The organism is Streptomyces sp. NPDC054786, assembly GCF_053611685.1.
In genome coordinates this window covers 230,352-244,706 of record NZ_JBSHAW010000004.1, presented here as the reverse complement: position 1 = coordinate 244,706, position 14,355 = coordinate 230,352, and the positions used below count along the sequence as shown (strand labels likewise).

Sequence of the window (14,355 nt, the reverse complement as noted above, 5' to 3'; positions counted from 1 at the left end):
GCTCAGCACCGGGCGCATCGAGCGGGCCGGGTCATGCCGCTGTCACAGGAGTTGAGGTCCAGGTGCCCAGTGCCATCTCGGCGGTGATGCCGGGGCCGAAGCCGGCCAGCAGACCACGATGGCCGTCGAGGGCCGACGCTTCGTCGAACATGCGCCCCAGGGCGTCGAGCACCACGCCGCTGGCGATGTTGCCGTACTCGGTCAGCGTCGCCCGGCTGAAGCGGAACGCCTCGGGGGGCACGTCGAGGAAGCGGCACAGGTCGTCCAGGATGCGCGGACCGCCCGCGTGGACGATGTAGAAGTCCAGTTTGCCCGCGTCCCATTGGTGCTGCTCCGCGACGGCGCGCAGAGCGGGGGCCAGCGGCTCCATGGTGCCGGGTACGCGCTTGTCCAGCTGGAAGTGGAAACCGGTGGACCGTACCGCGTAGGAGATCCAGTCCTCGGTGTTCGGGATCAGGTACGAGCTGTTGCGCTCCAACTGGACGCCGGTGCCACCGTTTCCGCGGACCACGGCGGCGGCGACCGCGTCACCGAAGAGACCGTTCGACAGCAGCGATCCCACCCCCAGGTCCGTGGGCTGGTAGCACAGCGAGCAGAACTCGCACGCGACGATGAGCACGTTGGCGTCGGGGTACGCCCTACAGAAGTCATGTGCCCGGTTGATCGCGGCGCCCCCCGCGGCGCAGCCGAGTTGGGCTATCGGCATCTGCCGTGTCTCCGACCGGAAGCCCAGGGTGTTGATGAGCCAGGCGGTCAGGGCCGGCATCATGAAGCCGGTGCAGGAGACGTAGACGATGAGGTCGATCTGCTGCGGCTCCACCTCGGCCTGGTCGAGAGCCTTGCGGACCACGGCGGGGACGCGGGCCTTGGACTCCTCTTCGTAGACCGCGCTGCGGGCGTCGAGTCCTGGATGCTTGAGCACCTTGTCGATCGGCTGGATCAGATGCCGCTTGAGCACACCGGTGTTCTCTATCAGCCGCAGAATCAGTCTCAGCTGCGAATGATCCTTGTGCAGCCGTTGCGCGAGTTCGAGGGTGTCGTCTTGGGTGATGACGTATTCAGGGACCGCGATTGCTGGTTTGCACAGAACCGCCATGGGATGCACTCCTTGCAGACTGTGGCCCCCCTCAGGAATTCCTTTCACTGAATTCGAGTCGCTTTTCGGCCGGAGGTATCCACCGTGGTAACTCGCCCGTTCGGAGGGGGCAAGGGAACCATGGGCGGACCCGGCGGCCCGAAGTTGACGACCCTGGAAGGGAAATGAGTGGGCCAGCCGTCGAAGAATGAACTCTCCCCGTGCTGGTGGATTGATCTTTCCGAATAGTAACCGTACGCCAGGCGAGTGGGATCTGCATTTCGCTGCCGTGACCCACCATTACCAAGCGACCGGCAACTCCAGCGGATAGCGCCAGATCGAGGTGGTGTTCCAGCGGACCTCCTCGGCCGGCTTTGCCAGCCTCAGCTCCGGGAAGCGGTCCAGGAGGGCTCCGAGGGCGACTTCCAGCTCCGTGGAGGCGAGCGGGGCACCCAGACAGTGGTGTCCGCCCCAGCCGAAGGTCATGTGCGAGGTACGGCCCTCGCGTTCCAGGTCCAGCTCGTCGGCCCGGTCGAACTTCTCGCTGTCCCGGTTGGCCGTCAGATAGGAGACGTGCACGATGTCGCCGGCCCGGATCGTCACCCCGCTCAGCTCCACGTCCTCGGTGGCGACGCGGGGGATACCGACGCCCTTGCGGAACGGGATGAACCGCAGCATTTCCTCGATCGCCTGCGGGAGCATCTCGGGGCGGGAGCGCAGCATCGCGAGCTCCTTGGGCCGAGTGAGCAGCGTGTAGGCGAGGTTGCCGATCTCGTAGGTGGTGGTGTCCTGGCCGGTGATGAGCAGGACCATGGCCATGACGGTGAGTTCCTGGTCGTTGAGGATCTCATCCCCGTCACGAGCGGTGGCCAGGGCGCTGATCAGGTCGTCTCCCGGGTGCTGGCGCCGCTTCGCCGTCAGCGTCGTGAAGTAGGCCCGCATGTCGGCCTTGGCCCGGACGGCGCTCTCCCGGTTTTCGACGGTGACGTTCATCATCGTCCGGGCGTGCGCGCGCAGCTGCGCCTGGTCGCGCTCGGGGATGTCGAGGACCTCGCAGATCGTCGTCAGGGGCAGCGGGGACGCCAGGCTCTCCATCAGGTCGGCGGGAGACCCGTGCTCGGCCATCCGGTCCAGCAGTGCGTCCACGACATGCTGGGTGCGGGCCCGCATGCGTTCCACGTGACGCGGGGCGAACGCCTTGGAGACCAGGCTCCGCAAGCGGCTGCTGGCGGGCGGGTCCATCACGTTGATCGCCTCGTCCTGCACGATCGGCTCGGGCGTCATACGGGGGAAGTCCCGGCCGATGATGGCGCTGCGGCTGAAGCGCCGGTCGGTCGTCACCGTGCGTACGTCGTCGTACCGGGTGACGAGCCATGCCTCGCCTTCTCCGTGGGGCAGCCGGATACGGGCGACCGGTTCTTCATTCAGCAGGCGCTTGAGCGTCGGATCGAATTCCAGCCCCTCCGCATAGTCGAATGGGCAGTTCCAGACGTGAGATCCGGGTTCCATAGTGAGCTCCCGATGTGAGAAGTGACGAGCGTATTCACCGCCTGCGAAGAATGAATGGTGCACGCCTGCGGTCGTACCGGGCCGTCAGCCGGGAAAGGCGCCATGCCATCCCGGTTATCGCCGACGCGGAATTGTGGGGGCCACTTTTACTGCCTGGTCCGGCAGTGGGCCGGCGGAGGTCATTGCCCTGCCGTTCCACAGTGACTGACGGATAGTGGTGGGTGGTCGGTGTGGTGCGCCAATCGGGTGACCTCGCCACCGGTTGCCCGGTGCGGTCCTGCGTGCATCGTCGCGTGGAGCCGGTCGAGGTCAGGGCGAAGCCGGCGGACGCCCGCCCGCGGCCGGGTTGACAAAAGTTGTTGCCGGGACGGCAAATGGAGCCATGGCGGACAACGACATTCCCGGCGTGCTGAATGCGGTCGGCCCACGGCTGCGGGCGCTGCGGCGAGCGCGTGGAGCCACCCTGGCGCAGCTGAGCGAGGTCACCGGCATCTCGCTCAGCACCCTCTCGCGTCTGGAGTCCGGCCGGCGCAAACCGACCCTCGAACTTCTGCTTCCGCTGGCCAAGGCCCACGGAGTGCAGCTGGACGAGCTGGTCGGGGCACCGGCCACCGGCGACCCCCGTATCCATCCGCGCCCCTTCACCCGCGACGGGCAGACTTTTGTGCCGCTGACCCGCCATCTCGGCGGTCTGCACGCCTACAAGCAGATCCTCCCCGCCAAGAAGGTGACTGGTACACGGCCTGAGCAGCGCACACACGAGGGCTATGAGTGGCTCTACGTCCTATCCGGCCGGCTGTGGCTCGCCCTCGGTGAGCACGACCTCGTCCTCACCTCCGGGGAGGCCGCCGAATTCGACACCCACATCCCGCACGGCTTCGCCAACGCCGGGCCGCACCCCGTCGAGTTCCTCAGCCTCTTCGGTGCGCAGGGCGAGCGGATGCACGTCCGCGCCGCCCCACCGGCACCGGTCCCTGGCCATGTCTGAGGCTCCGCAGCTCTCCGTTGCCCGGCAAGGGTGTCGGCCAGGCGTACGCCCGGGTACCGGCCGGCGCGATACGGAAGTGCTCCCGGCCGGTCCGGGTGACTATCTGCGGCTGCTCCCGCTCGGGGCGTCCCCTCCCCGAGCGGGGGTGATCTGCCGCCCGGTGGCGCTGAGCGTGCCGAGCAGGGAGAGCGCCTCGGCGCTGGGGCTGCCCGGTTCCGCCTGGTAGATCACCAGTTGCAGGCCGGGGGCGCCGCGTACGTCGAAGGCCTGGTAGGTGAGGGAGAGACCGCCGACCTCCGGGTGGATGAACTCCTTGGCGTCATGGGTCTTTCCGCGCACGGTGTGGGAGTGCCAGAGCTCGGTGAAAGCCGCGCTCGCCGCGGACAGGGTCCGTATCAGCTCGGCCGGCCGCGGAGCGTGTGGGTCGGAGCCGACGGCCTGCCGCAGATTCGCCACCGTGACCTCGGCGGTCCGGTTCCAGCGGGGATAGAACTGCCGGCCCGCCGGGTCGAGGAACACCATGCGGGCCAGGTTGTCCGCGCGCTCGAAGGGCGAGAACAGCGCCTTGGCCAGGGCGTTGGCGGCCAGGATGTCCAGGGCCGGGTCGAGGAGGAACGCCGGAGTGTGCGCGTAAGTGTCGATCAGCTGCCGCAAGGCGGGGTCGACGGCCTCCCGCCCGCGGGCCGCCGGCAGAGGGTCGGGGGCGACCCCGGCCAGCCGGTGCAGATGTGTACGACCGTCGTCGTCCAGTCGCAGGGCACGGCTGAGGGCGTCGAGCACTTGGGGTGACGGATGGCGTTCGCGGCCTTGTTCCAGCCGCGCGTAGTAGTCGGCGTTCATGCCGGCCAGGACGGCGACCTCCTCGCGCCGCAGCCCGGCGACTCTGCGACGCCCGTGGCTGGGCATGCCGACATCCTCGGGAAGGACCTGTGACCGGTGTGCTCGCAGGAAGCCCCCGAGCTCGTTGCTCGTCATCCGCCCAGGGTAGGCCGGGTGCCGTCCGGGGTGCCTGGGTGTGCGACACCCAGGAAGCGCCGCTCCGGTCGTGGCGCGCTCCGCCGTCGCCCGGCCCCCGGAGGCCGATGTGCACGAGATCGCCGTACGCCCCGCCCGCACCGGACAGCCGGAACACGGACCGACGGAGATCCCCGGTGGTCAACTGCCCGGGGAGCGGACCGACCACGGGGCACTCCGAGGAATGGCGACGGCCGGTGAACCACGAGGAAACTCTTGGCATCTCTTCCGGAGAAAGCGTGTTCGGGCGCGCCGCGCTGTCTAGCATGTGCAGCGTTGCCGTCGGCCATGGCGGATGCGCCGGGCCACGTCACCTTTCCTGATCCTGCGCCACGTACCTGGTCGCGTGGTGTGAACGACCCCCGGGAGGCTCGGAGTGCCACGATCCGGCCTCCCGAAGCTGCGGTCCCCTCACGTGCGGGGCGTCGGGAGCGTTCTCCTCGTCGGCGGCCTGCTGGCGACGCTGACACTGACCGGTGGCCCGGAGGACGGTGCGCGGCGGGCGCCGGTCGCGGCGGACGGGCTGCGGCACTCCACCGTCGAGGTGTCGCCGAGCAGCTGCGGCCGGGGATGGGGCCACCCCCGCCCCGGCACCCAGGTCTTCGATCTGCACAACACCTCCGACGCCGCGGCCGAGGTGTATCTCAAGTCCCCGCGGAGCGGCGCGGTTTACGGCGAGGTGGAGGGCATCGGTCCCGGAACCACGCGGCATCTGCGGGTACGGCTGGGCCAGGGCTCGTACGCCTTCATGTGTCTGCCCGACGATGCCGACGCGGTCACGGGGCCCACGGTCCGCATCGGCGGTGGCGGTCACGCCGGCCCGTCGGCGGCCCCGGTCACCGAGCACGACCTGATCCCTCCGGCGCTGGACTACCAGAAGTGGGTCGCGCGCGGCCTGGACGGTCTCGTCGGCCGGACCGGGACCCTGCGGGCCGCCCTTGCGCGCGGGGACCTGGCCGGGGCCCGGGACGCCTGGCTGCCCGCGCACCTGGCCTACGAACGACTGGGTGCGGCCTACGGGGCCTTCGGTGACGCGGACCAGCAGATCAACGGCACGAGCGCCGGCCTGCCGGACGGCGACCGGGATCCGGCGTTCACCGGCTTCCACCGCGTCGAATACGGGCTGTGGCACGGGCAGTCCGCCGACACCCTGCGTGCCCCGGCCGCCGCGCTCGACGGCGCCGTACGCAAGCTGCGGGACGACTGGGCGCAGGCGCGGATGGAACCGGCGGACCTCGGCCTGCGGGCCCACGAGATCCTGGAGAACACGCTGCAGACCGAGCTGACCGGACGGACCGACTACGGCAGCGGCAGCAACCTCGCCACCGCCCGCGCCAACCTCGACGGAACCCGGGCCGTCCTCACCCGGCTGCGCCCCCTGCTGGTCACCCGGTACCCCGGCCTGCCGTACGTGGACAGCGAGTTGAGCCGGGCGCAGCACCTGCTCGACGGCTTCCGGAGGGACGGACGGTGGACGGCGCTGAGCCATCTGGACCGTGGCCGGCGGGAGCGGACCGACGCGCTGCTCGGAGACCTGGTGGAACGGCTGGCGTCGGTGGCGACCTTGTGCGATGCGCGGAGAACGGTATGAACATGAACGGTGTCGGCCGACGGGGATTCCTCCGGGGAGCGGCGCTCGCCGGGGCCGGACTCGCGGCCGGCGGTGCCGCGCCTGCCGACGGCCCGCCCCCGGCCGGCGAACCCGCCCTGATGACCGACCCGGGGCCGTTGGCAGGCGCCGCGCCACGGGTCCCCTTCCACGGCCCGCACCAGGCGTCGGTGCTCGCCCCGCCCCGCCGGGTCACCGCATACACCGCGTTCGACGTGACCGCAGAGAACCGCCGGGAACTGGCCGAGCTGATGCGTACCATCACCGCCCGAGCCCGGTTCCTGACCGGCGGCGGGGTACCGGCGTCGGTCGGTATCACCGGTCCGCCGACCGACTCGGGCCTCCTGGGACCGCAGGTCCCCGCGGGCGGGCTGTCGGTGACGCTCGCCGTGGGAGCGGCGCTGTTCGACGACCGGTTCGGGCTGCACGGCCGCGCGCCGCGCCGGCTGACCACCATGCCTTCGTTCCCCGACGACGATCTGCAGTCCGACTGGTGCCACGGCGATCTGAGCCTCCAACTGTGCGCGGACGACACGGACACCGTGCTGCATGCCCTGCGTGACATCGCGCGGCACACCCGGGGCGGTATGCAGGTGCGCTGGCGGCTGGACGGCTTCACCAGCCCGCCCCGGCCGTCCGGGACGCCGCGCAACCTCATGGGCTTCAAGGACGGTACGGCCAACCCCGACGCCCGGGCCGCCCGTGAGATGGACCGGCTGGTGTGGGTCGGGGCGCGGGCCGGTGAGCCGGACTGGGCGGTCGGCGGCAGCTACCAAGTGGTGCGTCTGATCCGCATGCTGGTGGAGTTCTGGGACCGGGTGTCGCTGACCGAACAGGAGCGCATGTTCGGCCGCGCCCGGGAGACCGGGGCACCCCTGGACGGCGACCACGAGAAGGACACCCCCGACTATCCCGGCGACCCCAAGGGCGAGGTGATCCCCCTGGACAGCCACATCCGGCTGGCCAATCCACGCACCCCGTCCACCACCGGTCAGCGGATCCTGCGCCGGGCCTACAACTACGACAGAGGCGTGGACAGCAACGGCAACCTCGACATGGGCCTGCTGTTCTGCTGCTACCAGCGCGACCTTGCCCGCCAGTTCGAGACCGTGCAACGAAGGCTGGCCGGCGAGCCGTTGACGGACTACATCACGCCCTTCGGGGGCGGCTACTTCTTCGCGTTGCCGGGCGTGCGCGAGGAGACGGACTGGTACGGCCGGGCTCTGCTGGCCTGATCGGCGGACGCGCCGTGGACTCGAAGGGTCAATACCCGGTCAAGCTTTGGCCTGGCATACCTGACTCACTGTTCACTCCCGCGCCATCATGGCTCTGCCGCGCAGCCGTCCGCCCGGCAGAGCATCCCGCCCGTACAGCACGATCGCGTCCCTGCCCGGAGGGTGAACCAGTATGGCCAGTAGGGGAAGACGAGCAGCAGCACGGAGCCTGGGGGCCCTCACGGGTGCCGCGGCCCTCGCGGTCCTGGGAGTGGGCGCGCCCTCCTGGGCCGCCGGGCCACACCACCCCGATTCCTCCCGTACGGCCACCCCCGTCAAGCACGTGGTCGTTCTCTTCGACGAGAACATCTCGTTCGACCACTATTTCGCGACCTACCCGAAGGCCGCCAACACCGACGGCACCAAGTTCACCGCCTCCCCGCGGACGCCCCGGGACATCGACAACCTGCGCACCGCAGGGCTGCTGAAGCACAACCCCAACCAGTACGCGCCCAAGCGGCTCACCTCACAGCAGGCCATGACCTGCGACCAGAACCACGACTACGGGCCCGAGCAGTACGCGTACAACGGCGGCAAGGCGGACCGGTTCGTCCAGAACACCGACTCCGGAAAGTGCTCCGGCGGCCTCTTCGGCGAGCCCGGCCTGGTGATGGACTACTACGACGGCAACACCGTCACCGGCATGTGGAATTACGCCCAGCACTACTCCCTGAACGACCGCTCCTTCAGCTCGACCTACGGCCCCTCCACGCCGGGCGCCCTCAACCTGGTCTCCGGCCAGACCCACGGCGTCGTCTCCATGGACCCCGCCTCCGGCACCGAGAACCCCCGGCAGACCGACACCCCCGACCCGCACGCCGTGCAGTCACCCGACGCACAGGGCGTCGGCACGATCGTCAACGACCCGGACCCGGCGTACGACGACTGCTCCAACAAGGACCACACCAGCAAGAACGCGCTCGCCGTCATGAAGGGGCGCAATATCGGCGACGTCCTCAACTCCGGGCACGTCAGCTGGGGTTGGTTCCAGGGCGGCTTCCGGCCCAGCACCGGGTGGGACGGCCGGCCGGACCACTACGCCAAGTGCAGCGGGACCACGCACACCAACGTCGGGGGAGCGGCGGCCGTCGACTACAGCCCGCACCACTCGCCGTTCCAGTACTACAAGTCGACCTCCAACCCGCACCACCTGCCGCCGAAGAGCGTCAACGAGGTCGGCCACGCCGGACGGGCCAACCACAACTACGACCTGAGCGACTTCGACGCCGTGCTCAAGGCGGGCAAGCTGCCGGCCGTCAGCTTCCTCAAGGCCCCCGAGTACCAGGACGCCCACGCCGGCTACTCCGACCCGATCGACGAACAGCACTTCCTCGTCGACCGGATCAACCGCATCCAGCAGTCGCCGCAGTGGAAGGACACCGCCATCGTCGTCGCCTATGACGACTCCGACGGCTGGTACGACCACACCTTCGTCAAGCCGCGCAACGGCTCCAAGGACACCTCGACCGGCTCCAACGACAAGGCCACCGACAGCCCGGCCTGCCAGGCGGGCCCCGCCGCGGCCGGCGGCTATGCGGACCGCTGTGGTCCCGGCACCCGGCAGCCGCTGCTGGTCATCTCCCCGTACAGCAAGGTCAACAAGATCGACCACACCCGGACCGAGCAGACCTCGGTCATCAAGTTCATCGAGCACAACTGGCACACCGGCCGGATCGGCGATGCGTCCTTCGACACCCGGGCCGGCTCGCTGGACGGGATGTTCGACTTCCGGCACCCCAACAACAAGCAGGTACTGCTCAACGCGGACGGCTCGGTCAAGTCGGTCGGCCCGGTCCGGCATGTCGCACCGGTCGCCACGACCATCGACCCGGGCGCCTCACTGCAGAACCTGGCCTCGGTCGGTGAACCGTCCGGCTTCCCCGTACTCCCGGTGGGTATCGGCGCGGCCGTGGTGGCGGCAGGCGTCACCGGCACCTTCCTGGTGCTGCGCCGCCGCAAGGAGCACCGGACCGTCTGACCCGTAAGGACGAGAACCCTCGGCAACGAGGCCGTCCGCGGCAACGAGGGCCGTCAGCACGAGGGCCCGTCGACACGAGGCACCGACCGGCTGCCCGGCGGATCACCGACAGCGGTGATCCGCCGGGCAGTGCCGTTCCGCGGGCTGCCGGGGCACGTCAGAGACCCTCCTCCGTACGGAGAGAGGCGGCGCAACCGCGTTCCGTGACCGGAGTGAGCGCACCGGCAGAACCGGGCGGTCCCGGCCGGGCCCCTGCCTCGCCCGGGCTGAGATGCGGATGATCCGGTCGGCCCGCAGGCTGGACGTGGGGGGTCTTCGGCACCTGGGCCACAGCGGCATGGGCACGGCACATGAGCCGGAGACCCACAGGACGCGAGGGCTTGCCGCCCACCGCGCAGGCTTGTCACCGCGCAGGGCGCAGGCCGGCGCCGCCCGTCGGTGAGCCAGCACAGGGAGCAGACATGACAAAGCACGGGAAGTCGCACCCGAAGATGGGTGAGGGCCCCAGCACGCACAAGGGAAGCGAGCAACACGGGTGGTCGCCCGATGTCGACCAGACCGAGCAGCAGAAGAACGAGAGCGCACACAAGTCGTTCCACCCCGAGCGCCATGCGCCGGAGAGGGACAGCAGCAAGGAGACGTCGGGGAAGGAGCAGGTGCCGCCGGCGAGCGAAGTGAAGAGCGAGACGCGCAGCGGCGAGAAGATCGCTGCCGATTCCGACGAGAAGGGCATGCGGGACATGGGGTCGAAGGGGCCCTCGCGCCGGCCCAGCGGGGGCCGGGACGCCGAAGCGCATACGGGCGTCGACCCGCAGAACCCTTGAGGGTTAGCGCGCCGGCCTCGACGCGTGTTCCGTGAACCGTCCGTGCCTACCCGCGCGGGCCGGGACCCCGGGCAGGGGCCCGGCCCGCGGCGCGTGGACGGGGCGCTTCAGTTCGCCTGCCCCAGAGCGTGCCCCTCGCTCGCGGCGAGAACGAAGGGGTGGCCCGCGGGGTCCGCATACCGGCGGGCGTCGTACGGCCCGCCGTTCCCCCGGGTCTGCAACGGCCGGGCTCCCAGGCCGATCGCTTCGCGCTCCGCCTCGTCCATGTTGTCCTGCGGGACGAGGAAGTGCAGATGTGCCTGCTGTGAGTCGTCGGGCCGGGGCCAACTGGGCGGCGCCGCACCGCGGTCCCGCCGTATGGCGAGGTGGACGGTGCCGCTCTCGACGACTTCGATGTAGTCCGGGCTGGTCCCGATCCGCGCTTCGCCGCCGAGGAATTGGGCGTAGAAGTCCGCCAGCGCCGCGGGCTCCGCGCAGTCCAGTACCAGGACGCTGGTCTTGGCTATGGCCATCCGCTTCCCTTCCTGTCGACGGGCGCCCGCCCGCCTCTTCGGACCGTTACCCCGTGAGGGCTCCGGCACGCCGCGGAACGCGAATGCCCCCGCGGCCGGAGGCGGCCCCGCTGCCGCAGTCCTATCCGGGGCACGGCACGGGTGGGACAGGAGAGCCGTACGGCAGCCCCACGAGAGCCGTACGAGTGTCAGGAGGGCCTCATGGGGCGACTGACCGCCGCCGGGTGTGCTGCCAACGGCCGGTCGCGGCAGTAAAGTCTGCTCCCATGTCGAAGCCCGACGAGCTGCTTGTCGACATCGCCACCATGGTGGAGTCGGAGCAGAGCAATCAGATGTCTCTCACTGCTGTTGTCCAAGGCGCTGTCATCACAGGACGGTTGGCGCCCGAGGTCGTGTGGCGGCAACGCGTGGCCGAGGTCCTGGAGCAATCGGAACGGCTGGGTCCGTTTTCCGCGCTCTTCTCCTCAGCCGCGATGAACTCCCGCTCGCCCGACCGGAGCGGTCCGCCCACGCATCTGCACTTCCATGTGGCGAGGATCCTGCAGGGAAGCATCGGCCTTCCCGAGACCGGCGGGATGTACCGTGTCGCGATCGAGGATGTGGGCGCCTGGACGGTGGGCGACTTCCGCTACTCCGACCGCTGAGCCCTCCCACGGTGCGGCTCCCGGCTCCCCGCCGTTGTTGCGGGGCATACCGGCGACCCGTCAGATGCCCCGACGGGACCGGCATGACGGCAGAACAGGGATATGGGCTCCGGCCGGCGCGGCCCGATCCCATATCCCTGACGGGTTTCAGCTTTCCGGATCCCATTCAGGGGCTGCCGGCGCCTGGAGCAGGGCCGATGCCTCCTCGAGCGGGGTGCGGGCGACGGGGGGCGCGGAGCGGCAGGTGAAGCCGAGGCGGGTGAGCGCCCGGGACACCTCGCCGGCGGAGAAGTCACGACGGTCCTGCCGGGTGATGACTTCCCCGACCTGCTTGACGGGGTAGTGACGGTTGCCGATGATCACGGACTCACCCGTAATGGGTTCGGGCTTGATGCCCTTCATCGCATCCTGTACCTCGGTCTTGATCAGGTCGAAGGGGAAGCGGGCGATGACGACTCGCATAGTGCCTCTACAGGGTCGAGAGAAGCCGGAAACGGATTGGCGGCGGGGACGGTTCAGCAGGCGAGAGCGATGACTCCCAGGGTGCGCCGGTCCTCGTCGCGGACGAGGAGCTGGTCGGCGCGTGCGTCGTTGAGGGCGGAGAGGGCCAGGTCGGCGCGCATGTCGTCGCCGACCTTTGGTCCCGGCGCGGTCATGACACTGCCTGCCGCCCTGCCGGAGCAGTGCGGATGCCGGGGGTGGGGCTGAAGCAGCGCCAACGGAAGCCTACGTGGTGTGGCGAGCCAGCGAGCCGGGCATGACCGGCCGGACCGGATTATGACGCCTTGCCGGCGGACCGCTGCCGCTGCGACGTCCCCGTCGCCGTACGGGGCGATCCGGTGGACCGACGGGCCTGGGCGGAGCGGCTGCGGCGGCCCCGCGTGGAGGAGCCGCTGCGCTTGGCACGCTCGACGACCGGTGCGGTGATGGTGACGGGAACACCGGACGGCGCCTGGGCGCCGGTGATGCGGCTCAGCTCGGCCTCTCCGGAGCGGACCTGGGTGGACTGCGGGCTGATGCCCGCGTCGGCCATCAGGCGGTCCATCTCGCGGCGCTGGCTGGGCAGGACGAGGGTGACGACGCTGCCGGACTCACCGGCGCGGGCGGTGCGACCGCCGCGGTGCAGGTAGTCCTTGTGGTCCGTGGGCGGGTCGACGTTGACGACCATGTCGAGGTTGTCGACGTGGATGCCGCGGGCCGCGACGTTGGTGGCCACCAGGACGGTGACATCGCCGGTCTTGAACTGGGCCAGGGTGCGGGTGCGCTGGGGCTGGGACTTGCCGCCGTGCAGTGCGGCGGCGCGCACGCCGCTGTTCAGCAGGTGCTTGGTGAGCTTGTCCACGGCGCGCTTGGTGTCCAGGAACATGATCGACCGGCCCTCGCGGGCGGCGATCTCCGTGGTGGTGGCGTGCTTGTCGGTGTCGCGGACGTGCAGCAGGTGGTGCTCCATCGTGGTGACGGCGCCCGCCGAGGGGTCGACGGAGTGGACCACGGGGTCGGTCAGGTAGCGCCGGACCAGAAGGTCGACGTTGCGGTCCAGGGTGGCCGAGAAGAGCATCCGCTGCCCCTCGGGACGGACCTGGTCGAGCAGGGCGGTGACCTGGGGCATGAAGCCCATGTCGGCCATCTGGTCGGCCTCGTCCAGCACGGTGATGGCGACCTGGTTCAGTCGGCAGTCACCACGGCCGATGAGGTCCTTGAGCCGTCCGGGGGTCGCGACGACCACCTCGGCCCCACCGCGCAGCGCGCCGGCCTGGCGGCCGATCGACATACCGCCGACGACGGTGGCCAGCCGCAGCGACAGCGACCGGGCGTAGGGGGTGAGCGCGTCGGTGACCTGCTGGGCCAGCTCGCGTGTGGGGACCAGCACCAGGGCCAGCGGCCGGCCGGGCTCGGCGCGCTGGCCGGCGGTGCGGGCCAGCAGGGCCAGGCCGAAGGCGAGCGTCTTGCCCGAGCCGGTGCGCCCACGGCCCAGCACATCGCGCCCGGCCAGCGAATTCGGCAGCGTGGCGGCCTGGATCGGGAACGGGGCCGTCACCCCTTCCGCGGTCAGCGAGGCCAGCAGCGCGGGCGGCATGTCCAGTGCGGCGAACGTCTCGGCCGCCGGCAGCGCGGGGGTGTGCGTGACGGGCAGCGCGAACTCGGCGGGCCGGGCGGCGGGCCGACGACGCTTGCTTCCGGAGTGGTTCGACGCCTGCGAGCGGTAGCCGCCGCGGCCGGATCCGGCGGCGCCGGCGGAACGGGTGCGGGAGGAGCGGTCGTTCGGGCGAGCGGTGCGGTTCATGGAGAACCTTCCTCGATGCGGTACGTCGAAGAATTCCCGGCAGCTATCAGCCACACACAAAAGAATCGCAGAACGGACCGAAGAAAACAGATGGAACGAGGCGGGGCGGAATCGACCGCCGGCGCGTGAAAAGGTGTCGCCGCAAAGGGAGGCGAGCACGGTGCCGGAGCACAGAGCTGGACGGGCGGCCGTTCTGCCGCAGCAGAGTGCGGTTCGGCGCCGAACAGGCTGCCCCTTGTCGCTCGTACGGCCGTGACGGCACGCTCAGCGCATTCCGCAAAGGGCAACGAGCTGGGGCCCGCACCCAAGGTGCGGGCCCCAGCTGCTGTGATACGCGTCAGGGTCAGGCGGGAACGATGTTCTCGGCCTGGGGGCCCTTCTGGCCCTGCGTGACGTCGAAGGTCACCTTCTGGCCTTCCTGCAGCTCGCGGAAGCCCTGGGTGGCGATGTTCGAGTAGTGGGCGAAGACGTCGGCGCCGCCACCCTCCTGCTCGATGAAGCCGAAGCCCTTTTCCGCGTTGAACCACTTCACGGTGCCAGTAGCCATGTCATATCTCCTTCGGGGCAGTGCCCGGGGCCGCACTGTGCGGACCCCGCGTCGCCGCGATGATTGCCCCTCCGGAAAGTCCGGAAATACAAAAGCA

14 protein-coding genes are annotated in these 14,355 nt (G+C 70.0%); 6 read left to right on the top strand and 8 right to left on the bottom strand.

The annotated features are described in order from the left end of the window. Positions 1-31: 31 nt before the first annotated feature. Entirely contained in the window at positions 32-1,096 is a 1,065-nt protein-coding gene (locus ACWGI6_RS05775) for a type III polyketide synthase (protein WP_453266305.1), read from the bottom strand. 279 nt (positions 1,097-1,375) lie between these two features. Beyond that, positions 1,376-2,584 (bottom strand): cytochrome P450, encoded by a 1,209-nt coding sequence (locus ACWGI6_RS05770; protein WP_453266304.1) that lies wholly within the window; start codon positions 2,582-2,584, stop codon positions 1,376-1,378. A 382-nt stretch (positions 2,585-2,966) separates the two neighbouring features. Between ACWGI6_RS05770 and ACWGI6_RS05765 the strand changes: the two genes are divergently transcribed. Beyond that, positions 2,967-3,572, top strand: a complete 606-nt coding sequence (locus ACWGI6_RS05765; protein WP_453266303.1) for a helix-turn-helix domain-containing protein — start codon at positions 2,967-2,969, stop codon at positions 3,570-3,572. A gap of 99 nt (positions 3,573-3,671) precedes the next feature. On the opposite strand, the gene ACWGI6_RS05760 is transcribed toward ACWGI6_RS05765, so the two are convergent. Continuing rightward, positions 3,672-4,547, bottom strand: coding sequence for a helix-turn-helix transcriptional regulator (locus tag ACWGI6_RS05760; RefSeq protein ID WP_453266302.1), 876 nt, complete (start codon positions 4,545-4,547; stop codon positions 3,672-3,674). 454 nt (positions 4,548-5,001) lie between these two features. On the opposite strand from ACWGI6_RS05760, the gene ACWGI6_RS05755 reads away from it, so the two are divergent. From ACWGI6_RS05755 to ACWGI6_RS05740, 4 genes are all read left to right on the top strand, one after another. Next, positions 5,002-6,177, top strand: a complete 1,176-nt coding sequence (locus ACWGI6_RS05755; protein WP_453266301.1) for an EfeM/EfeO family lipoprotein — start codon at positions 5,002-5,004, stop codon at positions 6,175-6,177. A 2-nt stretch (positions 6,178-6,179) separates the two neighbouring features. Continuing rightward, on the top strand, positions 6,180-7,430 hold the full coding sequence (gene efeB, locus ACWGI6_RS05750) for an iron uptake transporter deferrochelatase/peroxidase subunit (RefSeq protein ID WP_453266317.1): 1,251 nt from the start codon (positions 6,180-6,182) through the stop codon (positions 7,428-7,430). A gap of 172 nt (positions 7,431-7,602) precedes the next feature. Next, a complete protein-coding gene (locus tag ACWGI6_RS05745; protein ID WP_453266300.1) occupies positions 7,603-9,447 on the top strand; it encodes a phospholipase C in 1,845 nt (614 codons plus the stop codon). A 461-nt stretch (positions 9,448-9,908) separates the two neighbouring features. Then, on the top strand, positions 9,909-10,271 hold the full coding sequence (locus tag ACWGI6_RS05740; protein WP_453266299.1) for a hypothetical protein: 363 nt from the start codon (positions 9,909-9,911) through the stop codon (positions 10,269-10,271). 107 nt (positions 10,272-10,378) lie between these two features. Here the strand turns inward: ACWGI6_RS05740 and ACWGI6_RS05735 are convergent, their stop codons facing one another. Continuing rightward, positions 10,379-10,783, bottom strand: coding sequence for a VOC family protein (locus ACWGI6_RS05735; protein ID WP_393904495.1), 405 nt, complete (start codon positions 10,781-10,783; stop codon positions 10,379-10,381). Between the two features lie 266 nt (positions 10,784-11,049). Between ACWGI6_RS05735 and ACWGI6_RS05730 the strand changes: the two genes are divergently transcribed. After that, positions 11,050-11,427 (top strand): hypothetical protein, encoded by a 378-nt coding sequence (locus ACWGI6_RS05730; protein WP_453266298.1) that lies wholly within the window; start codon positions 11,050-11,052, stop codon positions 11,425-11,427. 147 nt (positions 11,428-11,574) lie between these two features. Here ACWGI6_RS05730 and ACWGI6_RS05725 read toward each other — a convergent pair whose 3' ends face one another. The 4 genes from ACWGI6_RS05725 to ACWGI6_RS05710 form a co-directional block, all read right to left on the bottom strand. Next, complete coding sequence (locus ACWGI6_RS05725; protein ID WP_393904497.1) at positions 11,575-11,889, bottom strand: SCO5918 family protein; 315 nt, start codon at positions 11,887-11,889, stop codon at positions 11,575-11,577. Between the two features lie 53 nt (positions 11,890-11,942). Further along, positions 11,943-12,083 (bottom strand): hypothetical protein, encoded by a 141-nt coding sequence (locus tag ACWGI6_RS05720; RefSeq protein WP_453266297.1) that lies wholly within the window; start codon positions 12,081-12,083, stop codon positions 11,943-11,945. A 119-nt stretch (positions 12,084-12,202) separates the two neighbouring features. Then, positions 12,203-13,711: a DEAD/DEAH box helicase gene (locus ACWGI6_RS05715; protein WP_453266296.1), complete on the bottom strand. Its 1,509-nt coding sequence runs from the start codon at positions 13,709-13,711 to the stop codon at positions 12,203-12,205. 343 nt (positions 13,712-14,054) lie between these two features. Continuing rightward, a complete protein-coding gene (locus ACWGI6_RS05710) occupies positions 14,055-14,258 on the bottom strand; it encodes a cold-shock protein (RefSeq protein ID WP_030788646.1) in 204 nt (67 codons plus the stop codon). Between the last annotated feature and the right edge of the window lie 97 nt (positions 14,259-14,355).